The organism is Psychrobacter communis (genome assembly GCF_014836505.1).
GTDB lineage: Bacteria > Pseudomonadota > Gammaproteobacteria > Pseudomonadales > Moraxellaceae > Psychrobacter > Psychrobacter faecalis.
In genome coordinates this window covers 23,348-49,416 of sequence record NZ_JACSQR010000010.1, presented here as the reverse complement: position 1 = coordinate 49,416, position 26,069 = coordinate 23,348, and the positions used below count along the sequence as shown (strand labels likewise).

The 26,069-nt window shown below is 44.0% G+C and carries 21 protein-coding genes; 5 read left to right on the top strand and 16 right to left on the bottom strand.

What is annotated here, in order from left to right; genetic code table 11:
- Positions 1–97 precede the first annotated feature (97 nt).
- The 3 genes from folP to H9653_RS05410 all read right to left on the bottom strand — a co-directional run bounded on the left by folP (position 98) and on the right by H9653_RS05410 (position 4,173).
- Positions 98–1,003 carry a dihydropteroate synthase gene (gene folP, locus H9653_RS05420; protein ID WP_191691015.1) on the bottom strand — a complete coding sequence of 302 codons (906 nt, stop codon included), beginning with the start codon at positions 1,001–1,003 and terminating at the stop codon, positions 98–100.
- A 192-nt stretch (positions 1,004–1,195) separates the two neighbouring features.
- Positions 1,196–3,091 (bottom strand): ATP-dependent zinc metalloprotease FtsH, encoded by a 1,896-nt coding sequence (ftsH, locus tag H9653_RS05415; protein ID WP_318242151.1) that lies wholly within the window; start codon positions 3,089–3,091, stop codon positions 1,196–1,198.
- Between the two features lie 449 nt (positions 3,092–3,540).
- On the bottom strand, positions 3,541–4,173 hold the full coding sequence (locus H9653_RS05410; protein WP_191691012.1) for an RlmE family RNA methyltransferase: 633 nt from the start codon (positions 4,171–4,173) through the stop codon (positions 3,541–3,543).
- A gap of 400 nt (positions 4,174–4,573) precedes the next feature.
- Here H9653_RS05410 and H9653_RS05405 point away from each other — a divergent pair, with 400 nt between their 5' ends.
- A complete protein-coding gene (locus tag H9653_RS05405; RefSeq protein ID WP_144296662.1) occupies positions 4,574–4,885 on the top strand; it encodes a YhbY family RNA-binding protein in 312 nt (103 codons plus the stop codon).
- A gap of 159 nt (positions 4,886–5,044) precedes the next feature.
- Positions 5,045–5,854: a DOMON domain-containing protein gene (locus H9653_RS05400; RefSeq protein ID WP_191691010.1), complete on the top strand. Its 810-nt coding sequence runs from the start codon at positions 5,045–5,047 to the stop codon at positions 5,852–5,854.
- Positions 5,855–6,020: 166 nt separating this feature from the next.
- Here H9653_RS05400 and H9653_RS05395 read toward each other — a convergent pair whose 3' ends face one another.
- Complete coding sequence (locus H9653_RS05395) at positions 6,021–6,749, bottom strand: CHAP domain-containing protein (protein WP_191691009.1); 729 nt, start codon at positions 6,747–6,749, stop codon at positions 6,021–6,023.
- 164 nt (positions 6,750–6,913) lie between these two features.
- Between H9653_RS05395 and H9653_RS05390 the strand changes: the two genes are divergently transcribed.
- The gene (locus tag H9653_RS05390; protein ID WP_144296665.1) at positions 6,914–7,429 is read left to right on the top strand and encodes a hypothetical protein; all 516 of its coding nucleotides are present in this window, start codon (positions 6,914–6,916) and stop codon (positions 7,427–7,429) included.
- A 298-nt stretch (positions 7,430–7,727) separates the two neighbouring features.
- Here the strand turns inward: H9653_RS05390 and lpxC are convergent, their stop codons facing one another.
- The 12 genes from lpxC to H9653_RS05330 form a co-directional block, all read right to left on the bottom strand.
- Positions 7,728–8,645 (bottom strand): UDP-3-O-acyl-N-acetylglucosamine deacetylase, encoded by a 918-nt coding sequence (gene lpxC, locus H9653_RS05385; protein ID WP_068403793.1) that lies wholly within the window; start codon positions 8,643–8,645, stop codon positions 7,728–7,730.
- A 302-nt stretch (positions 8,646–8,947) separates the two neighbouring features.
- Positions 8,948–10,144, bottom strand: coding sequence for a cell division protein FtsZ (gene ftsZ, locus H9653_RS05380; RefSeq protein ID WP_068403791.1), 1,197 nt, complete (start codon positions 10,142–10,144; stop codon positions 8,948–8,950).
- 244 nt (positions 10,145–10,388) lie between these two features.
- Positions 10,389–11,681 carry a cell division protein FtsA gene (gene ftsA / locus H9653_RS05375; protein ID WP_225211623.1) on the bottom strand — a complete coding sequence of 431 codons (1,293 nt, stop codon included), beginning with the start codon at positions 11,679–11,681 and terminating at the stop codon, positions 10,389–10,391.
- Positions 11,682–11,876: 195 nt separating this feature from the next.
- Entirely contained in the window at positions 11,877–12,674 is a 798-nt protein-coding gene (locus H9653_RS05370) for a cell division protein FtsQ/DivIB (RefSeq protein ID WP_191691005.1), read from the bottom strand.
- A gap of 454 nt (positions 12,675–13,128) precedes the next feature.
- Positions 13,129–14,256, bottom strand: a complete 1,128-nt coding sequence (locus tag H9653_RS05365) for a D-alanine--D-alanine ligase (RefSeq protein ID WP_225211622.1) — start codon at positions 14,254–14,256, stop codon at positions 13,129–13,131.
- 11 nt (positions 14,257–14,267) lie between these two features.
- On the bottom strand, positions 14,268–15,725 hold the full coding sequence (murC, locus tag H9653_RS05360) for a UDP-N-acetylmuramate--L-alanine ligase (protein WP_191691003.1): 1,458 nt from the start codon (positions 15,723–15,725) through the stop codon (positions 14,268–14,270).
- Positions 15,726–15,802: 77 nt separating this feature from the next.
- Complete coding sequence (murG, locus tag H9653_RS05355; RefSeq protein WP_191691001.1) at positions 15,803–16,888, bottom strand: undecaprenyldiphospho-muramoylpentapeptide beta-N-acetylglucosaminyltransferase; 1,086 nt, start codon at positions 16,886–16,888, stop codon at positions 15,803–15,805.
- Between the two features lie 400 nt (positions 16,889–17,288).
- Complete coding sequence (gene gshB / locus H9653_RS05350) at positions 17,289–18,260, bottom strand: glutathione synthase (protein WP_191691000.1); 972 nt, start codon at positions 18,258–18,260, stop codon at positions 17,289–17,291.
- 134 nt (positions 18,261–18,394) lie between these two features.
- Positions 18,395–19,102: an orotate phosphoribosyltransferase gene (gene pyrE, locus H9653_RS05345; RefSeq protein WP_191690999.1), complete on the bottom strand. Its 708-nt coding sequence runs from the start codon at positions 19,100–19,102 to the stop codon at positions 18,395–18,397.
- A gap of 76 nt (positions 19,103–19,178) precedes the next feature.
- Positions 19,179–20,168, bottom strand: coding sequence for a hypothetical protein (locus H9653_RS05340; RefSeq protein ID WP_191690998.1), 990 nt, complete (start codon positions 20,166–20,168; stop codon positions 19,179–19,181).
- Positions 20,169–20,229: 61 nt separating this feature from the next.
- Positions 20,230–21,087 carry an SDR family oxidoreductase gene (locus tag H9653_RS05335; protein ID WP_191690997.1) on the bottom strand — a complete coding sequence of 286 codons (858 nt, stop codon included), beginning with the start codon at positions 21,085–21,087 and terminating at the stop codon, positions 20,230–20,232.
- 81 nt (positions 21,088–21,168) lie between these two features.
- Positions 21,169–23,412 carry an Lnb N-terminal periplasmic domain-containing protein gene (locus tag H9653_RS05330; RefSeq protein WP_225211621.1) on the bottom strand — a complete coding sequence of 748 codons (2,244 nt, stop codon included), beginning with the start codon at positions 23,410–23,412 and terminating at the stop codon, positions 21,169–21,171.
- A 207-nt stretch (positions 23,413–23,619) separates the two neighbouring features.
- Here H9653_RS05330 and ampD point away from each other — a divergent pair, with 207 nt between their 5' ends.
- Entirely contained in the window at positions 23,620–24,234 is a 615-nt protein-coding gene (ampD, locus tag H9653_RS05325) for a 1,6-anhydro-N-acetylmuramyl-L-alanine amidase AmpD (RefSeq protein WP_191690996.1), read from the top strand.
- Positions 24,235–24,388: 154 nt separating this feature from the next.
- Positions 24,389–25,939 carry a murein biosynthesis integral membrane protein MurJ gene (gene murJ, locus H9653_RS05320; protein WP_191690995.1) on the top strand — a complete coding sequence of 517 codons (1,551 nt, stop codon included), beginning with the start codon at positions 24,389–24,391 and terminating at the stop codon, positions 25,937–25,939.
- Positions 25,940–26,069: the final 130 nt, after the last annotated feature.

The window sequence follows — 26,069 nt, the reverse complement described above, 5'->3', positions numbered from 1 at the left end:
AGAGTCAGCCGTACTTATAAAGGCATCATTTATAAAGATAACGTCTATAAAAGGCAATCTAGCAACAGCCAGCTTATAAAAAGCTATTAATAACCTATCAGCTTTGATTATAAGCCGATAATTGCTGCCATAGCGTCACCGCTTGCTGCATCATAGCGACATTGTGGGTGCGGATAATACTAGCGCCTTGCTGTAGTGCAAAAATCCCCGCCGCCGTTCCTACCGCGTCACGCTCTAGCGCTTGAGTATTGGCAAGCGCTTCGACTCCGCTTTTGCTTAATACTTCAGCTAAAAAACGCTTACGTGAAATACCAAACATCATTGGCAATCCGAGCGTTTGCAGACGTTCGAGCTGACTTAATAACGCACAATGATGCTCATAGTTTTTTGCAAAGCCAAAACCTGGATCGATAATGATTTTTTCGCGCTTGACGCCCGCGTTTGTCACTTCAACGATACGCGCTGTTAGCTCGGTACTGACTTCTTTAATCACATCATCATACTGAGCAAGATTGTTCATCGTCGTAGGCTCACCGCGCATGTGCATCAGCATGACAGGAACATCAAGCTTAGCTGCCATCTCTGCTGCGCCTTCACGCTTCAGCGCGCGGACGTCATTCCAAATATCAGCGCCTGCTTCAAACGCTGCCTGCATAACGATAGGATTACTGGTATCAATAGATAACCAAATATCCTTGTTTAGACTACCTAGCTGTTGGCGAATCGCTTTGACGACTGGCACGACACGCTGCACTTCTTCTTCGGTAGACACAGCAGCGGCATTGGGCCGCGTAGACTCACCGCCGATATCGATAATGGTTGCACCCGCGCCTATCATGTCTTTAGCGTGAGTGATGGCGCTATCAATCGCAGTAAACTGCCCACCGTCAGAAAAGGAATCAGGTGTGACGTTTAAGATCCCCATAACATGCGGCTGTGATAAATCTAAAGTTTTATCGCGGCTCGTTACTTTATAGCTAGGTAAAGGCTGGAATAATGACATAACTTATCCATGATAAATTGTATTTTACAGAATTGTTTTAGCGGTATTTATACTGTTTAAGATTATAAACGTCCATGATAGCAGCAAATCTTATTCTGTCCTAAAGCCTTCGTCAAATGATACCCACAAAAAAGCCCTTTATCAAAAAGGGCTTTTTTATCGACTATCTATGAGATTGTAATAAACGAGAAACTACATCGCTGGTAATGGCGGCGGTGTAGAATTCGTCGGTTTAATATCAGTTTTCGATAAGTCTACTTCATTAGGCTGATAGATTCTTGGCGGACGAGGCTCTTCACCTGCCAAAATATCCTGCAACTGATCGCGGTCGATGGTTTCCCATTTCATCAGCGCATCTACCATCGCATGCATCTTGTCTTGATTGCCTTCAATCAATTCGCGGGCGATATCGTATTGCTCTTCCAGCATACGGCGTACTTCTTCGTCAACTTTTTGCTGCGTGGCTTCCGAAATCGTCCGACCACCGCCACCAAAGTAGCCCTGTGAGCTATCATCGTCTTCGTAAACCATGATGCCTAACGCATCTGACATACCATATTTGGTTACCATCGCGCGTGCCATCTTGGTCGCACGTTCAAAGTCGTTTGAAGCGCCCGTTGACATTTGATTGATAAAGACTTCTTCAGCAATACGGCCACCAAACAATATCGCAATATCGTTAAGCATTTTCGATTTATACATGCTGGTCTGATCATGCTCAGGTAGCTGCCAAGTCACACCAAGGGCAAAACCACGCGGCATAATCGTCACTTTATGAACAGGATCGGTGCCTGGTAGCAATTCTGCAACCAACGCGTGACCCGCTTCATGATAGGCCGTCGCGCGGCGCTCTTCTTCACGGATGACCATAGATTTACGCTCAGGACCCATATATAACTTGTCTTTTGCGTCTTCAAAGTCATTCATATCAACGCTGCGTTTGTTACGGCGTGCAGCAAATAGCGCTGCTTCGTTAACAAGGTTAGCAAGCTGCGCACCACTAAATCCTGGCGTACCACGAGCCAATGCATGCGCATCAACACCGATAGTATTCGGTAATTTGCGTAAATGTACTTTAAGGATTTGCTCGCGACCTTTGATATCGGGCAGACCTACTTGCACCTGACGGTCAAAACGACCTGGGCGCAATAGTGCTTTATCAAGGACATCTGCACGGTTAGTTGCCGCAATCACGATAACGCCTTCGTTACCTTCAAAACCATCCATTTCAACCAATAATTGGTTCAATGTCTGCTCACGCTCATCATTACCGCCGCCCATACCAGAGCCACGATGACGACCGACTGCATCAATCTCATCAATAAAGATAATACAAGGCGCACTCTTCTTCGCTTGTTCAAACATATCACGTACACGTGAGGCACCAACACCGACGAACATTTCAACGAAGTCAGAACCTGAAATCGAGAAGAAAGGTACTTTGGCTTCACCAGCAATGGCTCTTGCCAATAGTGTTTTACCCGTACCTGGAGGACCAACCATCAAGATACCACGTGGAATCGTCGCGCCAAGCTTAGTAAATTTATCAGGGTCGCGTAAAAACTCAACAACCTCGACGACTTCTTCTTTGGCTTCTTCACAGCCAGCAACGTCATCAAAGTTGACCTTGATTTGGTCTTCAGTCAGCATTTTAGCTTTTGATTTACCAAAGCTCATTGGACCGCCGCCTTTGCCACCAGCGCCGCCCTGCATATTACGCATAAAGAATAAAAACAGACCAATAATCAATAAAATTGGGAAACTGGCTATTAGCAGTTGCATCAAAACACTTTGACGCTTAGGCGCGGTGCCTTGCACTTCAACTTGGTTTTCGCGCAATAGTGGCATTAGCTGATCATCAGTCACAGCTGGACGAATGGTCTCAAATGATGAACCATTTTTCTTCTCGCCGGTGATTTGCTCGCCATCGATTTCAACACTGGCTACTTGGTTTTCTGACACGGCGGTCACGAACTCCGAGTAGTTAAGATTATCCGGCTCAGATGATTTGTCAAAGCCGCTAAACACCAGCACTAAAACACCGATCACCACCAGCCACAATAAGGTATTTTTTACCATGTCGCTCACTAGTTATTCCCATCCCTTACTTATTGGTGTGTTTACTAAACACGTGACGTCTATATATAAACGTATGGCTCACTATTCAATGCCTAGCTGCAAATTATTATTTTTACTTAGGTTTAATGACTCTAAAAACCGAGCAAAATAATAAATAAGCGAACTAAAATGAATGACTGAGCGGTTAAAGCGTTTACTCTCAGACGACTTTGCTTAAAACATAGGCTTGATACGTAGATGTAAAAATATAGATTTAAAACAAAGTTAATATATCATGATATGTGGTGCTAACCTGTATAATTCAAGCAGCAATCACATTTATTCAGTTAACGGATTGTAGCGTTTTTACGCTTATTAATCATAGCCTTTATGGTGACCTTTTATCACACTTTATAGGATGGATGATTCGCGCAACTGCTTGACGTTAAAACCTTTTTATTAAATAGTCAAACCAATGACTACTTAATGGCAATCCAAAACATCTCTTTTGAGCGTGGTCGTGAAGCACCCGGTTTGATACTACGAATTTTACTAAAATCCGCCTGCATCTGCTTGCGTAATTCTTGCGTACCCTCGCCTTGAAACACTTTCATAATAAGCGCGCCACCTTCGGGTAAGGTTGCCAGCGCGAAATCGACCGCCAGCTCGCATAAATACATCATGCGCGGCTGATCAATGGCGCTGTTACCAGCGGTATTGGGTGCCATATCCGATAGCACCACATCGACCTGTCGATTGCCAACTTCTGCCATGATACGCTCGAACACGTCTGCCTCACGAAAATCACCCTGAATAAAGGTCACGTCGGGCAAGGTATCCATCGACAGTATATCCGAGGCAATCAGGACGCCTTTTTCACCGACCAATTTGCCAGCGACTTGCGACCAACTGCCGGGCGCACTGCCCAAGTCAACGACGGTCATGCCTTTTTTAATCAGGTTGGTTTTCTCATTTATCTCCAGCAATTTATAAGCAGCGCGGGCACGGTAGCCATCTTTTTGGGCTTTTTTCACATAAGGATCGTCAATATGCTCTTGCATCCAAGCACTGCTGCTTTTTGACAATTTTTTATTTTCAATACGCGTGACCAAAATGACTGCTCCTATTGTTTGGTAATATACCTGCTTGCAAATACATCGTTTGTAAAACACGACTGGCGGTTTATAAAGGGATTGTTTATGACATTTTTAATAAGTGTCTATTAATTATCTATAAAAGCGCTTTTATCAGCATATCATTGCACTATTGCTGAACAACGAAATCTCGTATCTGTCTCATTACCCTTTAACTGCGAAATTCTCTTGGCAAAAACACTGCTTTATAAACCTGTAGCGTTTATAATGTACTTATACTTTCAGTTTAACATTTTCATCACATAAAATCGTGCAAAATCCTGCTGATCTCATACAAGGTGATCATAGATTATCTATAATGGTCATTATCTGCTCGCAATAGCACCTGCTTTTATTTTTACCAACATCTAGGAATAGTATGCAACTCGATAACGCTACCGTTAAACGCCTAAAAGGCATTGGTCATGACCTAAAACCGATTGTTATGATTGGCAATAAAGGCATTACCCCAAGTATCGCTGAAGAGATTGATCGCGCTTTGACCGATCATGAACTTATCAAAGTAAAATTGCCAGCTGGCAGCAAAGAAGAGCGCGATGTCATCGGCGCTGAACTTGCCGCAGCGGCTAATGCGTCTTTGATACACTCAATTGGCCGTATGGCGCTGTTACTGCGTCAAAACCCAAACGCCAATCCAAAGCTGTCAAACCTTGCGCGTCACGCCCAATAAATAAGCTACCTATTTAATTTTAGCTTATGTTCTATCTTATTGAATAAAAGCCGCGCTGCATTTGCTCGCGGCTTTTATGCTATTCATAGTCAGTTCTAAATAAAATACTACAAATATTATAATGCGCTACTGATATTAAACTCTGGATATTATCGACCTATGAGCCAAATTTTTAATTTATGCTTAGCAACTGATACGCTAGCCGCTGATGCCGAGCAGCTAGGTGTCACCATAGCAGACTTACAAGGCATCGAAGTAGAAGTGGTCGCAACTTTGGTCAATAGAGCTGTAATTGCCCAGCCTACAGAATGGCAATTACAGCTTGATTACTGCATAACGCTACCGCTTAAATCGTTATCAGCGCAATTGTACTGGCCAAACTGGCAAGCTGAACAAGTAGGTTTTGCAGATTATTTATGGGAACAGACTTGTCTTGAGTGCTTTTTAGCGGGCGAGTTGATAAACAGCACCGTTACGATAGATAAAGATAATATTCAAACAAACCCTTATATGGAAATAAACGCTAGTCCTGACGGCCGTTATGCGCTTTATCAATTTGCCGACTATCGTAAGCCTGCGACATTACCGCCAGCGCCGCTTTTACAAAGAAATGGGCAAACACGGGCTTCTATTGATTGGACAGCTACTCCCTTCTCAGTGAGTAACGCCGCTGACAACGCAGCGCTGCAATCGGGTTCGATGCCAACCCCCTCTTTTAATGATCCATTAGCAGCTGGCGCTAAAACTTATCATTTCGAGCGTAGCTTTTATTTATCATTAAACCAATTATCCCAAGTACAGACTACCAACGATGAGATTGGCATTGAATACATCCATCCTTGTGTGATTTTGAGCTTCGACACTAAGTTCGGTACAAGGCTCAGTAAAACAGCGTTATATTTCGCGCCCAATCACGCCGCCCCGCCAGATTTTCACGACATGCAGTATTGGCCAGTATTTGATAAATAGGCCGCAATGGTGCAATCCTCTTAAAACGTTAATGCACTCTACATTTTCCTCTCACGCTTTCTAATTTTATGTTTCTGAATTTAATACATAAAAAAACCAGTAATGTCATAAAGAGCATTACTGGGTTCGGAGAAAACTTTTGAATTACGTTACATCTAGCTGCTGCTTATTTGTCAGCCATTGCAAGGTAGATACCGCGATCTGATGCATCATCGACGTATTTTGAATCACGCCATGTCGTGTAGTTATGATGACCGCTGTATGGGCTAATGCTGTTTTGACGGAAGTCAGAAACCCAATCATTACCATCAAATATTTGAATATGGCCATGCGGGCGTCTTGAGGTGCGATCATAGACCACGACGTCGCCTACTTGTGGCTGCGTATTGTTACTGATTTTGGTAAAGCCAGCTTGGGCCAATGTGCCACGAGAGGCATACTGATACGCTGAAGGGTTAGGCGTAAATTCATAACCCGCTGATTGTAGGGCTTTACGCACATAACGAGCACAGTAACCACTACTGCTAGATAGCGCCACACGTGAAGCATTGGCGGCGGCAATCGCAGGTGCAGAATAACGATCTGGCACTGAGCTTGCTTGCTGCTGACGCTGCTCATAAGACAAGCGGCTGGTTAGCGAGGCAAGCTGATATTCTTTTTGCTTAGCATGGGCACTAAGATTGTCAATTGCTTGACTGATTTCATCATTGCTTGAGACATAAGCACCACTTTTAGTGCTATAGATATTGCGACTTGAACCGTAGTTCGCAGAAGTAGAGATATTGGTGATGGTATGACTCAAGGTATTATTTGGTTGAAAGGTTGTTTCGACAGCACCACTCGTCTGTGCTATACCCATTCCCAATACTGACAAAATTAATAAAGCTTGTTTCATAAATTTACTACCTATTGTAAATACAGGATTGCTCGCCGTCCGTGACAAAGCATGAATTAATTTAGGGAAGATGACCATGAAATAAACATGATAAAATCCGTAGTACAAAAGCTCGCTGTTTATGATGAATATCGCTGCTGTCACCTAGAAGATGAGTGTTTACGATGTCAAAGAAACAACCTAACCGACTTGCTAAACTGATTGATCATCAAGCTTTTGCCGGTAGCGCACTACCACAAACTCTTGCTGACAATATGCGTTTATATCTACAAGCAACGACCGAGGTAAAAGAGCTTTTGGTAGATTGTCTACCTGAGGAAATCCTCAATAACTGCTGGGTCGTGGGCTTAACCGCTGAGCAACTTATACTCAGTGTGGACTCGATGACCGCTGCCAATCATATTCGCTATTTGCAGAACGCCTATTTGCAGGTATTAACAGAGCAGTCGATTACATTTAAACAACTCAAGCAAATTCGCGTCGTCGTAGCCAATATTCCCGCTCATAATAATTATTCTAAATCATCACAAGCGTTATCAGCGTCCTTACCAAAGCCTCGTAAAGCCCATGAAAATCAGGCCCTTAGCCAAAACACAAAGCGGACTATATCACAGGCTGCAGAGCATGTCACCACCGATAAAAATCTTAAAAATGCACTTTTGCGCTTAATTAAATCCTAAAAAATTATGGTTTACTATGTAAAGTTATGTAAAACAAACCCATATTCGACCCAGATAAAGCTGCGTTTTTGTAATCTTACAAACAAAAAAAATCATCTGTCAGTGTGATTCATAATGTGAACCGTACTGACAGATGATTTTTTTATCTCCTACAGCTTTTATTCTATCGAAGTTGTAGCTCATTTTTTCAAAAATAGATGAGAAAATATCTATTTAAATGAATATTATTTAGTACTGCTTATAACCAAGTTATGTAATATTGCGTAAATGTTTCGATACTTCGTGTATATTCCTGTATTTATCCTTCGACTGTTATACGATTCAAAGGTAAATATTCGATAGGACAACTTACATTGTCATCAAAAGTTACAATTTCAAAGTTACTAGGATCTGATAATATCTCGCGTACCAGCATATTGTTTAATGCATGACCAGACTTATAGGCATTAAAACGGCCTAAAATAGGATAGCCAATGAGGTATAAATCGCCTAAAGCATCAAGAATTTTATGACGCACGAATTCATCGTTAAAACGTAGACCTTCTTCATTAAGAATATTGGCATCATCAATAACAATCGCATTGTCCATACTGCCACCTAGCGCCAGGTTATTTTGGCGTAGAGCCTCGATATCTCGTAAAAAGCCAAAAGTACGCGCTGAGCTTAATTGTTCAATAAAATTTTGCGTCGAAAACTGCAATTGTGCATGCTGAAAATCTTTATTAATAGCAGGATGGTCAAAATCAATCTCGAAATTCAACTCAAAGCCGTCATAAGGACGCAGCTCTGCCCATTTGTCATCAACTTTGACGCGGACAGGACGCACAATTTTAATAAAACGCTTTGCCGCTTCTTGTTCACAGAAACCTGCTTGCAGCAGCAAACCTACAAATGGCGCGGCGCTACCGTCCATAATCGGTATCTCCGACGCTGACACGCGAATTAATAGATTATCAACCCCAAGCCCTGCTATCGCACTGAGCAAATGCTCAACGGTACCCACACGCGTGCCACCAAATACTAGATTCGATGACATCATGGTATCTTGTACCAAAAAGGCACTGGCAGGAATCGGTTCGCTACCTGCTATATCAGAACGCTCAAAAATAATGCCAGTATTAATAGGCTGCGGATGAAACTCTAAGTCAACAGGTTGACCACTATGAAGACCAGTACCTGTAACGGCTATTGCTGTTTTTATGGTTCGTTGGTTCATGGCTGTCTTCTCACATATTTTGTTACAATTGCCATAGTGTAGCATTACCCGACCCTATTTCGCTAGCGCTAAAAAGCGTTAATTTGCTTATCTCTTTGATTGATAACACTTATCGTCATTATTTTAACGTTTATTTTTATAACGTAACAAATGCTCAATCTTAGCTAAATTATGACTCAAGCCTACTTATTAACCATTAACCTTATACTTTTTTACTTTTTTACTTTTTTAAAAAACAAAAAAGCCAGTATCGAAATACTGGCTTTTTTATCCAAACTATCTAATGATTGCTTTGTTAAAGACTATTTATTCTGTTGACGCTTTAGATAATCTTGAATGCTATTGGTTTTAGTTTTAGGCTGTTCTTGCGTCACATTTGCGCGTACGGGGCTTTCTTGATACTGCGCTTGAGCTTGCTTTTGGCTGTTTAGCGCACTGGTGTGCAAGTTCGGATCCACAGGCTGGGTACTATTAACAGAAGGTACTGGCTGCTCCACGACTTCAGGCTCTTGACCCGCATTTTCATCTAAGGTCAGACCCGTTGCGATAACCGTCACATGCAAATCATCACCCATTTTTTCATCAATAACAGAGCCGTAGAAAATATGGGCATCGTCGATATCGGTGATTTCTTCAACGATGACACTGATTTTACTCATCTCATCGAGCGATAATGACTCAGAAGAAATAACGTTAACGAGTAAGCCTTTGGCATTTTCTAGACGTAAATCATCAAGTAACGGCGATCTGATGGCTTTCTCGGTCGCTTGACGCGCACGATCATCGCCGCTAGCACGGCCAATACCCATCATAGCATGACCTTTAGCCGTCATCGCGGTGCGAATGTCGTTAAAGTCAATGTTAATCATACCTTCGCTAGCGATGGTTTCTGCAATACCTTGTACAGCATGCAATAAAACGTCATCGGCCTTTTTGAAAGCATCCTGCATAGAGATGTTGCCGTAGACGCTCATAAGCTTATCATTGGGAATCGTAATGATTGAGTCAACGAAATTGGTCAACTGCTCAATACCTGCTTTGGCAGCCTTAATACGCTTACCACCTTCAAACTTAAACGGCGTCGTCACAACCGCTACAGTCAAGACTTCCATTTCTTTGGCAATACGCGCAACCACTGGCGCCGCACCCGTACCTGTACCACCGCCCATACCTGCGGTAATGAACACCATATCTGAGTGCTCGAGTAACGCGCGGATGGCTTCTTCATCTGCTTCTGCTGCTTCACGACCGACTTCTGGGTTTGCCCCTGCGCCAAGACCGCGGTTGGTTTTGGCACCAAGCTGCAATTTATGCGGCGCTGTTAGACGATCGAGCGCTTGTTTATCGGTATTGGCACAGACAAATGTTACACCTCTAATCCCTTGTTGTACCATATGCTCAACCGCATTACCGCCGCCGCCGCCCACACCGAATACAGTGAAGCTTGCCTGGCCGTTACTTTGAAGCTGATTATCATCTGGCATGGTGTATTTTGACATAAAAAGATTTCTCCAGTTGCAGATAGCGTGATGGTCGATACGTAGTAACACACTCATAGGGCGCGCTATCGACTTACTATATATATAAACGTATTTAATTAAAACAGGGCAATGGCTTAAATAGTCATGCGTTGCCAATATATGCCGTTATGGTACAGGGTGCTGCTATTAATCTGTTTGCTTATTATGCGGCGCCTTACTCTTCTCTGCTTAACGCTTAACAGAGGCAAATTTGCCAGCAGAATTATAATATCTTTTTGAGTACACTCGCAAAACGTTGTCCGGCACTTTGAAAAACACCCTTCACACGACTTTTTTGAATCGCTTCTGGCTCACTTTTTTCACTACGACGAAATTGCTCGCTCTGACTATATAGTAAGGTACCAAATGCGGTTTGATAAGCGCGATCATTGACCTGCATATTCAGCTGTTTGAACGATTCATCATTGTCAAAGTGATTATAAGCGCTAATCGCAGGATGAGTATTGGTCAATACTACTGGCATTTTTAGCAATTTTTTGGCAAAAGGTATCATGCCTTTAATAGAGCTGCCGCCGCCTGAGAGTACCAGCCCTTTATCAATATAGCCTAACAAGTCAGCATCATGTAATTGGCGCACCACCTCGGTAAATATTTGCTCATAGCGGGCTTCAATAATACGCGCTAGATTATAAGTACCGATATTAATCTCATCACCTGAGCCTTGCGGCTTAAATAGAAAGAATGAGCTGGGATCAACGCTATTAACATCAACCGTACCGTGCGTTTTTTTAAGGCGCTCAGCTTCTATCATCGAAATACCAACATCGGCTGAGATGTCCATTGTCACTTCATGGCTGCCGGTAGCAATACAATGGGTGAAAATCAGCTTATTTTCTTTATAGACGCAAATACTGGTGGTACTGGCACCAATATCGACCAAACAAACGCCTTGCTGGCGCTCATCGGGCATCAAGCTATATTCTGCGCTGGTCACCGCATCAAAAACGATGTGGTCGATACCGACGTCACAGCTTTGCAAAAGTTTTTGAATATTCTGACGGCTAGAGACAGGCATCATCATCATATGATACATGACGGTGATATTGTGTGCGACCATGTCAATAGCATCGTCAACCATAAACGCTTGATTGTCGATATAAATACCTTGTTGGCAACAATGCATCAAATAATAATCAGGCGACAAATCTTGTGACTTTGCATTGGATAACGCTTGTACCATATCTTGAGCGCGGACAACTTCGTCTTCTACCCTAACATCTCCAGCACTATTTTTACTTAACAGCTCAGGAGTCGCTAAGGTCAGCCAAACGCTATGCACGCGGCAATTGGCAGTGTCTTCAGCTTCTTGAATCGCTTGTCTGATAGCGCCTTGTAAGCGTTCGCGATGCTTTATCTGACCTTGATAGAAGTCGTTATTTTTAACTTGTCCTACACCCATAATACGTATGTCTTTTGCAGACACAACATTACCAATAACGACATAGACTGCCGTGGCACTTAGATGGACAACAACCAGATTTTCAGTATTTTTCATGGTACCAGACAAATTATCGCTAAACAGGAGAGCAAATGACGTCTCCATTAAATCATTGAAAAATGCGTTATGATCACGCGGTCATATTATCAGTAAACGCTCTTTATCAAGAAGCAAACCGGTATTGGAAATCGACTGCTTTCTTAATTTATGGTGCTTTATTCTTATTGCTTAGTATGATTTTACGATGCTATTTTATGGCGGTGTTTCACCATCTTTTGGGGGCGCCAAATTCCATGCGATAGTAAATCCATTTTTATAACGAAGATCGACAGACTGCATTTCATCGCGGCGATTACTTAATTGATTACCAAGCAGTTGACTTAAATTCAACAGTTTTTGCGCGGTGTTTTCATTGTCAACGATAACACGTAAGCCATTATCAAAGCGAATCAGCCACGTCATTCTTGGCGATAAAATGATATCCTCAACTTGCATATCGAGCGGTGCATACCAGTCGTTAACTTGTTGCATTTGTTGCATGATAACTGGCGCTTGCGCTATATCGCCTTGCAGCGTCGCAAATTGCTCTTGCGTCAGCTCTCTACTATCAGCCGGCACAAAAACCGCCCCTTTGGCATCGACTAAACGCTCGGTACCAAAATTTGCCACGGCCTGTTTTGGCAGCGCTTTCACGACAATACCTTGTTGCCAATCACGGCTGATACTGACTTGATCAACCCAAGCAAGACCGGTAGAGATATCTCTGAGCGCCTGCAAATCAGAAGTAAAAAAACTACTCACGCTTTGTTGGTTCATCACTTGTTGTAACACACGATATTGCGCTACGGTCAGCCCTCTATCGTCAACGTGGATAGCGGCGGGCGGTGCATCACGCAATGCTTTACCGCCCATGACCAATATCAGCACCAGCAAACCTAACACCAATACTGTGAAAAAATATCTGAGCATAGAGGGTATTTGCAAATTAGATTTAGGGTGCGAGGTTTTATCACTCATCAAGTCAGCGATGTCATTGACAGTTTGAGTCATAATACATGTCGTCCCTATTTTTGCTTAAACTATTTGCATAATGCCAATAGTGCTTATTATTAATGGTAAATCTACTAATCGGTACAGCAAGCGATGAAACTGCCATATTATCAATTTATTTGTCTAAAACGAGCGATAAAGCTCAGTTAGGCGCATTAAAACGTAACATTTTTCTTATTTAATGAATAACTTAAAGAAATTGCGTAAATAACTATAAATATCACTAATATAGACCAATAATTACAATATTAACGTATTTTACGTTTAAACAATAGCTCAACCCTTACTACTAACAACGAATTTACACAAGTTTACACGAAGCTGTGTTATAGCAGGGCTAGCGATACATTTGTCTGCATTAAGTAGTGCTCTTCATGGTTAAATGCATGGTTAATTAAAGAACGTTAAACAGCCCATTTAAAGGATATTTAAGCAAATGTATATTTGGCCAAATCTATACTTCTAAAGTTTGCGCTAGAATATGCCAGCATAAAGCCTCAAAATCCATACCGCGAGCTTTGGCAGCCATTGGCACCAAGCTATGACTGGTCATACCCGGTACGGTATTAATCTCGAGTAGCCAAAAGTTGCCTGCTTCGTCTTGCATCGCATCAATACGTCCCCAGCCTTTAGCATCGACAGCACGGAATGCCGCCAAGCTCAAATCTTGCAAGTGCTTTTCATCAGCAGCGCTTAGCCCACAAGGAATATAATAGCTGGTATCGTTACGGTTGTATTTGGCTTCAAAATCATAGAAGTTGGTGATATCAGCAGGCTCAAGGCGTATCACTGGATAAGCTTCGTCATCGATAATAACAATGGTAAATTCGCGCCCAGTAATCCAGCGCTCAGCCATCACCGCGTCACCGCACTGCACCGCCGTTGCATAAGCGGCAGGCAATTCATCGAGGTTATTGACTTTGGTCATACCGATACTTGAGCCTTCATGGACTGGTTTGATAATCAGCGGCAAGCCAAGCATATTCACCACTTGCTGCCAGTCGGTATCCGCGGTTAACAATGAAAATGGCGCGGTTGATAAGCCGCAGCCTTGCCAAAGCTGCTTGGTGCGGACTTTATCCATTCCAAGCGCTGATGCCAAAATACCAGAACCGGTTTGCGGAATATTAAACCATTGCAGCACGCCTTGTAGCAGACCGTCTTCGCCGCCGCGACCATGCAAGACGTTAAAAACGCGATCAAACTTACGCAGCTCGGTAATATCTTGATCTTTTGGGTCAAAATGCGTGGCATTTACACCTTGATTTTGTAGCGCTTTTAATACGGCAGCCCCACTGTCTAATGAGACGCTGCGCTCGTTGCTACTGCCGCCACAAATGACGGCAACTTTACCAAACTGACTGGCGTCTTTGACTTTGCTGTTTGCGATGCTAGGAACGGCCTTATCGTTTTGCTCATTACTTGCAGCATCATCTTGCTGTGCTTGTGCCGCCGCTACCAATGCCAGCTCTGGATTGACAATCGTCGTTTTAGCGTCTGCATTGATACTTTTATCAATGTTGCTTTCATTTTTTTGCTGATTGTTTTCTTGTTTCATGTTTTCTTGGTTATTGATAGTCATGAGTCTTATTCCTAAAATTCTTTTGCGGCTTGTTTGATATATAGATTATTAGCGGCCAATTCGACTGCTATTTGTCCGACATTTCCTGCGCCTTGAGTAATTAGCATGTCATTGGCTTTGAGCAAACGCTGCATGACCGGGGCGATATTAGCTTTATCAATAATCGTTGGCTCAACGGCGCCGCGCAAACGGATACTACGTGCCAAGGCTTTGGTATCAGCACCAGCAATCGGAGTTTCACCAGCAGGATAAACGTCCAATAACAACAACTCATCGACGCTTGAAAGCACTTCGACAAAATCATCAAAGCAATCACGCGTACGGCTATAGCGGTGCGGCTGAAACATCATGACTAAACGGCGCTCAGGGAAGCTTTGACGCGCCGCTTTAATGGTTGCATCGACTTCTCTTGGATGATGACCGTAATCATCAATCAGCAAGACGTTGCCATCGTCTATCTCTACAGACGCTTGCTGCTCAAAGCGGCGACCGACACCGGCAAATTTTTGTAGGGCGCGCGTAATTGCTTCATCGTCGACGCCTTCATCGGTTGCCATGGTAATAGCAGCCAGTGCATTATAAACGTTGTGTACACCGGGAATATTTAAAGTCAAACGTAGTGGCTCACGGTCACGGCGTAAGACGGTAAAATGAGTTTTTGTACCTTCGCTAACCAAATCAACCGCCTGTACATCGTTAAACGGCTCAAGCCCAAAGGTTAATACCGGACGCCCGATGTCATCGATCATAGCGTACAATTCAGCGTCGTCACCGCAGACCACCGCTAAACCATAAAACGGCATATTTTGTAAAAACTGGATATAAGCGGCTTTTAATTTATCAAAACTGTTGCCATAGGTTTCCATATGGTCTTGATCAATATTGGTGACAATCGCCGCCATCGGATGCAAAGTTAAAAACGACGCATCAGATTCATCGGCTTCGGCAATTAAATAACGGCTGCTACCAAGCGCGGCATTTTTACCAGAAGCATTTAATTTACCGCCAATGACATAAGTCGGATCGAGCTTACCTTCCGCCATCATGGTGGTCAGCAGACTGGTAGTGGTGGTTTTACCGTGCGCGCCCGCTACAGCGATACCATGACGATAGCGCATCAACTCGCCGAGCATATCTGCACGGCGTACCACAGGCAGACGCGCTTCAAGCGCTGCCTTTACTTCAGGGTTGCTACGGTCGATGGCAGACGAGACGACGATGACATCGGCATTGGCGATATTTTTGGAATCATGCCCAATCGCAATATCAATACCAATTTCTGCTAAGCGCTTCGTCACTAAGCTTTCAGCAATATCCGAACCACTGACTGTATAACCTTGATTGTTCATCACTTCAGCGATACCACACATCCCCGAGCCACCAATACCAACAAAATGCAAATGCTGGATACGGCGCATTTCTGGTATTTCAATCAAACGTTTAGTTAAAGATTTAGCAGAGGTCGGCATAGGGTTTTCTCTTTATTGAAGACGAACAAATTTGGTTAATAATAAGTAATAAAAATAATAAACAAAACAATCAGCTTTTATAACGCTTGCCAGATAATATCGGCAACTCGCTGACAAGCTTGACGATTGGCAAGCGCATGGCCTTTTTCTGCCATCTCTAAACAGGCGCGTCTATCTAGCATATTCAGCTCATTACTCAGCTTGTTAGGAGTTAGCTCGCTTTGTGGCAGCAAAATCCCTGCTTGGTGCTCGGTCAAGGTGCGCGCATTGGCGGTCTGATGATCATCAACGGCGCTTGGTAGCGGGACAAATATTGCCGCTATTCCAACATTTTGAATTTCTGTCACCGTCAACGCACCGGCTCGACAAACCACGATATCCGCCCAATTATACGCCGCTGCCATATCATCAATAAATGGCTGCACGGTAAATTGATGAGCGCTTAATGCTTCACTATCATACGCCGCTTGCGTAGCGGCTTCATTATCGCGTCCACATTGATGACGCACTTCAAATGGACGGTCAAGCAAAGCCAATGCTTTTGGCAGCGTCTCATTTAACACTTGCGCGCCAAGCGAGCCACCAACCACCAATAATTTTAGCGGCGAGCTATCATTGACATCGTAACGCACACTAGGCTCGGCAACCCCGCTAATAGCATTGCGCACAGGATTCCCCACCGTTTCTATCTTGCTATCACTTTCGCTACTAGCAAAGGTATTCTCAAACGCTTGCATGACCTTGGTCGCCATCTTGGCCAAATAACGATTGCTCATGCCTGCAATGGCATTTTGTTCATGGATAATCAGCGGCGTTTTGGTTAAGCGCGCCGCAATACCGCCGGGCGCGGTGACATAACCACCAAAGCCAACAACCACATCAATCTGATTGCCACGGATGACTTTGATCGCCGCCATCGTCGCTGACAACAAATTAACCGGTAGCTTAAGCAAACGCCCTACGCCTTTACCGCGCAGCCCTTGCATATCAATCGCATGAAAAGGATAGCCAGTCGGTGCAACCAAGCGATTTTCCATGCCATTTGGCGTACCCAGCCAGTGAATAACCGCGCCGCGCTTAGTCAATTCTTCGCTAACTGCTAGCGCCGGAAATACATGCCCGCCTGTCCCCGCAGCCATCATTAATATATGCGGTGTTTTCATGAACGTCTGCCTATCTTTTCTTTATGTATATGAAAGACTTATTATCTTTTGATTGCGCTATCTATCGAACCAAAATGAGCCTATAAAAGCCCGCATAGTATAGTGTAAATCGCTGCCGGATAGACAGCATTTTGTGCCGTATGAATAATAAAAATCCAAGCCGTGATTCATCGCGGCTTGGCTTTTATAAATTCACTTAACAGGTCAAAAAATCATTTTTCATGATTTTTTATCACTTTTTAAAAGTGCTATTAAGAGATACGGTCTATCGTTATAGCTTAGCACACTGTTTTTTAAGTATTGTGCACATAGCTTAGTGATAAATTACTCTATCCTTACGGCGTTGCCTAAACTTATCGTTTAAAGGCTTTATTTAGACCCATACTTTAGAATATATAGCTTAAACAGCCAGTTTTTTCTCGATAGCAATAATAAAGTCAGTTGCAATGTCAGTACCGCATTGGTCATCAATCTCACGCACACAGGTTGGACTGGTGACGTTAATTTCAGTGATACGGCCACCGATTAAGTCTAAACCGACGAACATTAGCCCTTTTTCTTTGACAATCGGCGCCACTACCTCTGCCACTTGGCGCTCAATATCGGTGAGCGGCATCGCAACCCCACTACCACCGGCGGCAAGATTTCCGCGCGTTTCACCTTTTACCGGGATACGCGCCAAGCTATAATCGACCACTTCGCCATCGACGATTAACACACGCTTATCGCCTTGCTTAATCTCTGGCAAATAACGCTGCGCCATAATAGGTAGCGTCTCAAGCTCGGTTAAAATCTCCAGCGTCACGCCGATATTCGGACTATCAGCGGTCAAACGAAAAATGCCCGTACCGCCCATACCATCTAAAGGCTTGACGATAACGTCTTGCTGCTCAGTAATAAATTTGCGAATATGCGCCTGTTTACTGGTCACAATCGTTGGACTCATATAATCGCTAAACCACGTCGCAAACAGCTTCTCATTACAATCGCGAATCGCTTGTGGGTCATTTACCACCAACACACCTGCGGATTTAGCATGGTCAAGCATATAGGTCGCATAAATAAAACGCATATCAAACGGCGGATCTTTACGCATCAAAATCACATCATAGTCGCTGACTGGCGCTGTCGCTTTATCCCCTAACGCATAAAAATCATTGGGGTCGCGCTTGACTGTCACCGGCTGGCTATCGACCATCAATTGTCCACGGTCTAACCATAAATCATGAATCTGACAGTAGCCCAGGCTGTGCCCGCGGTCTTGCGCTGACCACATCATCGCCAGCGTGGTATCTTTTTTATAATTGACCAGCTCAATTGGGTCCATAATGACCAGTATTTTTAACGATTTTTTTTGTTGTTCTTGGCTCATGATAAGGCTCACTTTCGTTATAGTATTAATTATTTAAGCAAACATCTCAAAGACATTGAGGACATAGCGTATGGCTCAAATGTCACTTAAACTTTATTTAAACATGACCTGAGTGCAGCCACATTTGCGATAAATCATACGCCGTACTGGGCGCGGTAATGCTGCATTTTTGCAAGCTGGGCAGCATCTTTATCGGTGCTACTTCCTGCTAAGTAGCTGATTAAATCGTCAATATCGACCAAGGCACGTACCGGCACGTCTAGGGTTTCAGCTAATTCTTGAATAGCAGAGCGCTCCGCCAAACCTTTTTCTTTACGATCAAGCGCAACGATAATACCAGCCACACTGGCGCCCGCTTGCTCTAAAATCTCAACCACTTCGCGCATTGCCGTACCAGCGGTAATCACATCATCAAGCACCCAGACGGCCTTGCCACTGACATCAGCGCCGACTAGATTACCACCTTCACCATGGGTTTTGGCTTCTTTACGGTTATAGCCCCATTTGGCATTGATGCCATGGTGTAGCCATAACGCTTGTGCGGTTGCGGCGACAAAGGGAATGCCTTTATAAGCCGCTCCAAAAATGACCAGCTCTTGCTCGGCTGCCCCATTCATTTTTTCAGCTAAGGCATCGGCATAACCACGGGCTAATAACGATAACATCTCACCTGACGCCAGCAAACCTGCGTTAAAAAAGTACGGACTAATACGTCCAGACTTAAGCACAAACTCGCCAAATTTTAAGACCTGATTGTCTAAAGCCAATTGGATAAATTGATGCGATGAAAATGAGGCGTTTTGTGGATGTTGAGCGTTATTAAGCGTGGCGGCATTCAGCATAGGGTCTTCCTATCAGCAAAGAAAAATGAAAATTGAACAATCAAAAAGTTGTGCAAGGCATTATAGTCGCGTCGGCTTAACTTGACCAACCGTTGATATCATAATCTTGCATATTCGCATAACGCGTCAATAATCCGCAGCGCGATGAGATAGTAAAGTAGCATTGCCCATCGTGACTGACTTGTATGTCCCAGCCTAAATGATAGGCAGCAACGATAATATGCCCCGTAAATAAGCGCACTTGACGATAAGCATCGCGCTGTGCGGGCTCAAACACTATTTGACTAAGCAAATAACTACGCAGATGCTGACAAATTTGCGCCGCGCTGTAGCTGTGATTGATGGTTTTGCGCGTACTACATTGCTTTAAAGCATGGACGGCGACACTACAAGCCATAATATCGGTCGCCAAACTGCCCGCGCCGCTGTCAAATTGCTGCGGCTGCAATACCACTTGCCAATCGTCAGCATAGACGCTATTAAGCAGCTCATCAGGATTATAACGTCTGGTCAATGCTCGTAGGGATTCTGTCTTTAAAGGCTTATTAATATTATTATCAATATTTATGCTATCGACTCTTGCAAACCCATAACGTGTCAGCTTTGGGTATGCCTGTAGCGCGCGCTGAATATCTGCCATATCAAGCAACGTCATATCAGTCAATGGCGATAATAACGGCTGATCGCTATGATTGTGATAAAAACTCTCGGGCAGCTCAATCAGCTTTGCCGCACTGAGCAGTGATAAATGCTCGGCCAATGCTTCTGAAGCCACTAGCGCCCATTTCGATAAGCTGTCCGTCTTGGGCTGATAAAAACGGGTCGAACGGCCATATAAGCGGCGCAGCTGACCATTTAAGCGCCGCGTAGGCTCTGGAATATCAGTCAATGGCCGAGCAGGATCAATTGGCAAACGCTTAGGATCAAAATTAGGATGGACAATCGCCGGCTGCTGACTATTTGCTAAATGAGCGGACTGCTCAGCATGACCTTCTGCAAACTGCTCCTCTGCTGCCATAAAATCAGCACTGGATAAACCATCGTCAGAAGTAGAATGCTGGGTCATAGATGTTCCCTAGGCTTACCAATTTAAAAGATGTAAAAATAAAAACAATCGAACAGTCATTTTACTTTTGATGTTGTTTTTGCTCTTGATGCTGCAAAATATCTCGATAACCTGCTTGCCAATCAGGATAGTCCAGCCAAGCTAACGGAATGTTGCTATGCAAGCGCTTCCCCGTAACCGCTGTTTTATTGTCATCAATAGCAGGTGGCTCTGTATCTATTTGCTCACTTAACCAAGTGCTCAGCTCAAAAGTGGTGACTGTTGCATAATCAGTGGCGATATAAAGTGGTTTTGGTGTGTCTATGGTCATGACATTGGCAATAATAGTAACCAAATCACGATCCATAATCCGATTGCTCCAGTGCTCGGCGGCGACTGGCTCTTTTTGTTTTTCCTGGGCTTTACGCAGCCGCATCAGGCGCTCGCGTCCATAAATACCACTCGGGCGAATGATAATCGCCTTAGCAGCAAAACTTTGTTGTAAAACTTGTTCTGCTTGTAATATCACTTGCGAAGCTTCACGCTCTGGCGTTACAGGGACGGTATTTTCATCAATCCATGCGCCATTATCCTGCCCATAGACACCCGTTGATGAGATAAAAACAACGCGCGTAAGATTGGTTAGTTTATCCGCCAATGTTGCCAGATGCTGAGTGATGGCCAAATAACTGTCATGATAACCGCTGGTCGAATACTCATCGGGGGTGACGATAATTGCTATCGCAGTAAAGACTTGCAGCTGCTCAGCGCTGAGCGTTAACGCATCGGCTTGCAAAAACTTAGCGTTAGCATCTAAAGCATAATGATGACGCTCACGACGTGCCAGCCCCGTGACGTTAAAACCGTCTTGAGCGAGCTTATTGGTGACTGGTAAGCCGATATCACCTTGACCAATAATCAGTAAATTTTGCGTACTCATCATTTATCCTTTGTTCGATAACTACTTGTGAGGACTGTCTATTAAAACCTTTATTAATAAAAGGGCTTTTCATAAAAGATACTAAAAATAGCGTCTATACGACAGCTGTATGTCTTCTTTGGCATCGATACGATCTTGCCATTCGTAGTTAGCATTGATACGTAACGCTTGTTTTTTATCAATATCGTACTGTAGCCCTAATGTCGATATCGGCTGCCAATAATGACCACGGGCATTAGACTCATCGCTGCTGCCATGATACCAATATGGCAGTTGCAATTCAGCCTGCGCACGTAACTGATTGTTAATCTGATAACGGCAACCGGCATTGACGCCTGCGCCGACACGATAGCCTTTATTAATACCGCGGCCTGCTTGCGCCGTACCTGCTAAGAACGTATAGCATAGCTGCGGCGGCATCTCGCCTGTGCCCGCGCTAGGGGTGCCAAAGGCCCACGACCAACCCGTTTCATAACCTAAACTGCCGACTAAATGATCATTACCATCCTGCTGTGAGCCGTCATTTACGCGTGTCGCTTCGATACTTGCGCCCCAGGTTTTACCTTTTTTGGCAGAATTTACCGGATTAAATGAGCGCCCGCGCACCAAAGTCACATTTTGCAAGACCACACTACTTGGCTGATGGGCCTTATCATTATCGGTGTCATACAGACGCAAGGTTGCAGCCGCGCCTTCTAAATCAAAGAACTGCGGGAAACCTGACGGACGGTCAAGGGTATCGTGATAACCTGCGCGCACACCTAAATCCATATAATTATTATCACCACGCTGCCCTAGCCCAATAAAACCTAGCTGCAGCGGATGTCTGTCTATCGGATTGTTATCCGCTACTGCAATACGGCGTGGTAATAACGTTTGTCCGTCGTCTGAAATGCTAGAAATCGGATTTAACTGAGCAGACTTAATCTCATTGAGCGTCTGCTTAGCACTATTATGATAGCCCAATTGCGCACGCTGCTCTTTAACCTTGTTTAACTGCGCTTGACGTAAGGTGCTATCGGCAGGCGTATAATTGGTGCTGGCAAGTAGATTTTCGCTATCGAGCAATTGCACCACATCTGACGGAATCACGGCATAAGGCAGGCGGCTTAATAAATGCTGCTGCGGGCGTACCACGTCAATCAAGCGTAAAATCTCAGACGCACAGTTATCGGTAGTAAAGTAATACGGTAACTTCAAATCCTTGGTCTCCCAGACATGTAGCATAATCTGCTGCACTTCCACTGGGGTCAAAGCCAATTGATAGGTCCACGCATCGCGCTCATCTTCTTGCAGATACTTCGCCAGCTTCTTCGGATATGGGTCAATTTCAATCAGATTATCGTAGCCACCGCTCATCGACTTGATGGCATAGACCAAAAAGTTATCGCTTGAGTCGCCACCTACCGTATAATTTAGCGCCACTGCATGATGAATCTGACTTGGATCGGCAACGCTGGCTTTAGAGTCAATACGCAATAATGTATGAGCAAAAGCTGAAATAGGATTGTCTAAATACTCTTGCGCAAACATAATAGACAGCTGCTCGGGCGCCAGCTTTTGCATCCACTCATTGAGCTCTGGACAGTCGACTTGCAAACCGCTTTTGTCGATATTGAGTGTATCAGTCAGCCACTGGACGCGCGCGGGAAAACGACATAGCACTGAGTTTTGTACTGAGCTTTCTCCTAAATTTTTAGTCGCACGATTGGATGCACTATTACTAGCAGTCCTGTTATCGGGAGTCGTAGCCATTTCGTCAGCAAGGGCAACCAGCAAGGCATCAAGCTCGGCCGCTGAATCATGCTGTCCATTTTTGCTTAAGTAAAATGCAGCATCATCAACGATACTGCTGTCTTTTTTCTTGCCGATGAGATTCCTTTGATCATCAAAGAAATATAACAATCGTCGCCATGTTATATGCTGAGCGAGATTTTTTGCTTGTGCGTGCGCGCGCCATGATGCTAATAGCTGCTGTGTATCGGCGTTATTAATATTTTTAGTATGAGATGTAGAAGAAGCTACCTTTATCTTTGGGCTGTGACTTTCTTTGATGATATTATTTGTTTCGGCATTTGCTTTGGCAACAACGGGCTTCGTATAAGCCGTTAATATTGGCTCGGCATTTTGTGATTTAGCATCCGTAGTATCTAGCGCCAACTCCGCTGTCGTCATGAGAGACGCGGGCGTTGGCAAAAACGCCTGTGCTTGCGCGCTCAGTAGCAGTCCAGCTATGGTAAGCGACAAACGCGCTTGCCTGCCAATGTTTGTTGGCGTGTTCGTTGGCGTACAATCTAGCGCCAAAAGGTTTGAATATATGGACATGAGTAACATCTCGCACTGTGGGGTCAGACGCGTAACGCGTTAGAATTCTATCGAATTATTAGAGTGATATGATGTATCACTGTCTTAAAACATTTTAAACAACTTTTTTTAAAGGTTATTTTTAGTTAAATGCGCCATTTATTGATAATAAAATATAACTAATAGTATTTACTGCGCACTTATTATCACATTATAAAAGAGAGTATTATGTCCATAGCATCGCCAATGACTATTCATACCGGTCGATTATCCGCTGCGACTTGGCTTGCCTCGCCCAACTTTAATAAACGTCCTGAAAATATCGCGATTGATGCTATCGTTATTCACAATATCAGCTTGCCGCCCAATGAGTTTGGCGCTTGCGATACTGACGGTCTACACTACGTCAAAGCCTTGTTTACCAATCAATTAGACTGGGAGGCGCATCCATATTTTCAAACCATTAAAGGTGCAGAAGTCTCAGCACATTTATTTATAGAGCGAGATGGCGCGATTACCCAGTTTGTCGATTTTAACGAACGCGCGTGGCATGCTGGGCGCTCCAGCTACTTGGGTCGCCCTGAATGTAATGATTATAGCATTGGCATTGAGCTTGAAGGTTCAGATTTTGTGTCCTTTAGCGCGGCTCAATACGAAACACTTGCCAAAGTTATCGTCGCTATCTATGACGCTTATCCAAAAACTCGTAGGCATCTTACTGGTCATAGTGATATCGCGCCCGGTCGCAAAACTGACCCCGGTGATTATTTTGAATGGACAAAGTTGCGAGAGATGGTTACCCGCCATATTGCAAGTCAGTCATCACTTTACAACCAAGATTGAGTAAACACTCTTATTAAAATTTCTGTAAATGACAGGTTTTATTCTTTATTGGATCCATTTATCAGGACAATGAAAGTGCTATAATCCGTCAGTTTTTCAACAATGCTGCATTAGCAAACAACCATCAGCAAACAAATTAGCAAAATAGGTTCTCATGGCAAAAAGTCGGTTATTTCGTTCAACCATGGTGGTCAGTAGTATGACCATGCTGTCGCGTATCTTAGGTTTGGTGCGTGATGTCGTCTTGTTAGGCGTCTTTGGCGCCGGCGGTCTGATGGACGCCTTTTTGGTCGCCTTTAAGATTCCCAACTTTTTACGCCGCCTATTTGCCGAAGGCGCCTTTAGCCAAGCGTTTGTTCCTGTACTGTCTGAATATAAAGAAAAATACAGCCTAGAGCAGGTACAGATTTTAGTCAGTCGCACGTCAGGGGCGCTATTGCTAGTATTATCAATGCTGACGGTCGTGGTGATATTAATCGCTCCTTGGGTGGTGACCTTATTTGCCCCAGGCTTTGCTGATCAGCCCGATAAATTTGCTATCACTGCTGAATTGCTGCGCCTAACCTTCCCTTATTTATTGTTTATTTCTATGACCGCTTTTGCCAGCGGTATTTTACAAAGTTACGGGCGTTTTGCCGCGCCCGCCTTTGCACCTGTTTTGCTAAATCTATGTATGATTGGTGGTGCTCTAGTGTTTGCGCCGATGTTTGATGTGCCTATCATGGCGCTGGGTTATTCTGTCGCTATCGCAGGTTTACTGCAGTTATTAATACAACTACCACAGCTCTCGCAACAAAAACTACTGGTCGCCCCAAAAATAGACTTTCAACACGAAGGCGTGCGCCGTATTTTGAAATTGATGCTGCCGGCTATTTTTGGCGTTTCTGTCACCCAGATTAATTTGCTGCTCAACACCGTATTTGCTTCGTTAATGATTGGCGGTTCGGTTTCTTGGTTGTATGCTGCTGAGCGTATGAGCGAGTTGCCACTTGGCTTAATTGGGGTGGCTATCGGTACGGTTATTTTGCCAAGTCTATCGAAAAGTGAAGCGCAAAAAGACGACGTCAGCTTCAAAAAGACCATCGACTGGGCAGCGCGCTTAATTATTTTGGTCGGCGTACCAGCATCGGCAGCATTATTTATACTCTCTGACGTACTCATGCAAGCGCTGTTTTTACGTGGCGAATTTACCCTACGCGATGCGCAAATGAGCTCTCTTGCGCTAAAAAGCATGGCAGGCGGCATCTTAGGTTTTATGTTAATTAAAATCTTCGCGCCCGCCTTTTTTGCCCGTCAAGACACCAGAACGCCAGTCAGAATCGGTATTATCTCTGTCTTTGCCAATATGATTTTTAGTGTGATTTTTATCGGTATCTTTTATTTCTTAGATATGCCGCTACATGGTGGTTTGGCATTGGCAACGACGGGTGCGGCATTTGTGAACGCAGGCTTGTTATATTACTTCTTGCATAAGCGCGAGATTTTCCGCTTTGGCAGTCATTGGAAAAAGCTGTTTGGCCAGTTTGGGCTTTCTACCGCCTCTATGGTTGCGGTGCTTTATGTCATGCTGCCCTATTTCCCAACCGATGATGCGCAGTGGAAACGTATCGTTGCGCTGCTGATTATGTGCGTCGTTGGTGCGGTGGTTTATGGCGTCGTGCTACTAGCAACAGGTTTCCGTCCGCGCCAGCTAAAGCATGGTTAAGCACTCATTATTAAGCAATTATTGTTAAGCTCTGAGTAAGGCTTTAATTTACCAAATCAAAACAAGCTAGGTATGAGAATTGACAATGAATGCGGCTGATAGTTGCCATAATTACTACTAAATACATAAT

Coding starts and splice junctions, on each gene's coding strand:
- H9653_RS05335 (WP_191690997.1), bottom strand. CDS start 21,087: ATGAGTACGCAAAATTTACTGATTATTGGTCAAGGTGATATCGGCTTA.
- H9653_RS05330 (WP_225211621.1), bottom strand. CDS start 23,412: ATGTCCATATATTCAAACCTTTTGGCGCTAGATTGTACGCCAACGAAC.
- H9653_RS05405 (WP_144296662.1), top strand. CDS start 4,574: ATGCAACTCGATAACGCTACCGTTAAACGCCTAAAAGGCATTGGTCAT.
- folP (WP_191691015.1), bottom strand. CDS start 1,003: ATGTCATTATTCCAGCCTTTACCTAGCTATAAAGTAACGAGCCGCGAT.
- gshB (WP_191691000.1), bottom strand. CDS start 18,260: ATGAGCCAAGAACAACAAAAAAAATCGTTAAAAATACTGGTCATTATG.
- pyrE (WP_191690999.1), bottom strand. CDS start 19,102: ATGCTGAATGCCGCCACGCTTAATAACGCTCAACATCCACAAAACGCC.
- murJ (WP_191690995.1), top strand. CDS start 24,389: ATGGCAAAAAGTCGGTTATTTCGTTCAACCATGGTGGTCAGTAGTATG.
- ftsA (WP_225211623.1), bottom strand. CDS start 11,681: ATGAAAAATACTGAAAATCTGGTTGTTGTCCATCTAAGTGCCACGGCA.
- H9653_RS05340 (WP_191690998.1), bottom strand. CDS start 20,168: ATGACCCAGCATTCTACTTCTGACGATGGTTTATCCAGTGCTGATTTT.
- H9653_RS05370 (WP_191691005.1), bottom strand. CDS start 12,674: ATGACTCAAACTGTCAATGACATCGCTGACTTGATGAGTGATAAAACC.
- lpxC (WP_068403793.1), bottom strand. CDS start 8,645: ATGAACCAACGAACCATAAAAACAGCAATAGCCGTTACAGGTACTGGT.
- ampD (WP_191690996.1), top strand. CDS start 23,620: ATGTCCATAGCATCGCCAATGACTATTCATACCGGTCGATTATCCGCT.
- murG (WP_191691001.1), bottom strand. CDS start 16,888: ATGAAAACACCGCATATATTAATGATGGCTGCGGGGACAGGCGGGCAT.
- H9653_RS05395 (WP_191691009.1), bottom strand. CDS start 6,749: ATGAAACAAGCTTTATTAATTTTGTCAGTATTGGGAATGGGTATAGCA.
- ftsZ (WP_068403791.1), bottom strand. CDS start 10,144: ATGTCAAAATACACCATGCCAGATGATAATCAGCTTCAAAGTAACGGC.
- H9653_RS05365 (WP_225211622.1), bottom strand. CDS start 14,256: ATGACTATCAATAACCAAGAAAACATGAAACAAGAAAACAATCAGCAA.
- H9653_RS05390 (WP_144296665.1), top strand. CDS start 6,914: ATGTCAAAGAAACAACCTAACCGACTTGCTAAACTGATTGATCATCAA.
- murC (WP_191691003.1), bottom strand. CDS start 15,725: ATGCCGACCTCTGCTAAATCTTTAACTAAACGTTTGATTGAAATACCA.
- H9653_RS05400 (WP_191691010.1), top strand. CDS start 5,045: ATGAGCCAAATTTTTAATTTATGCTTAGCAACTGATACGCTAGCCGCT.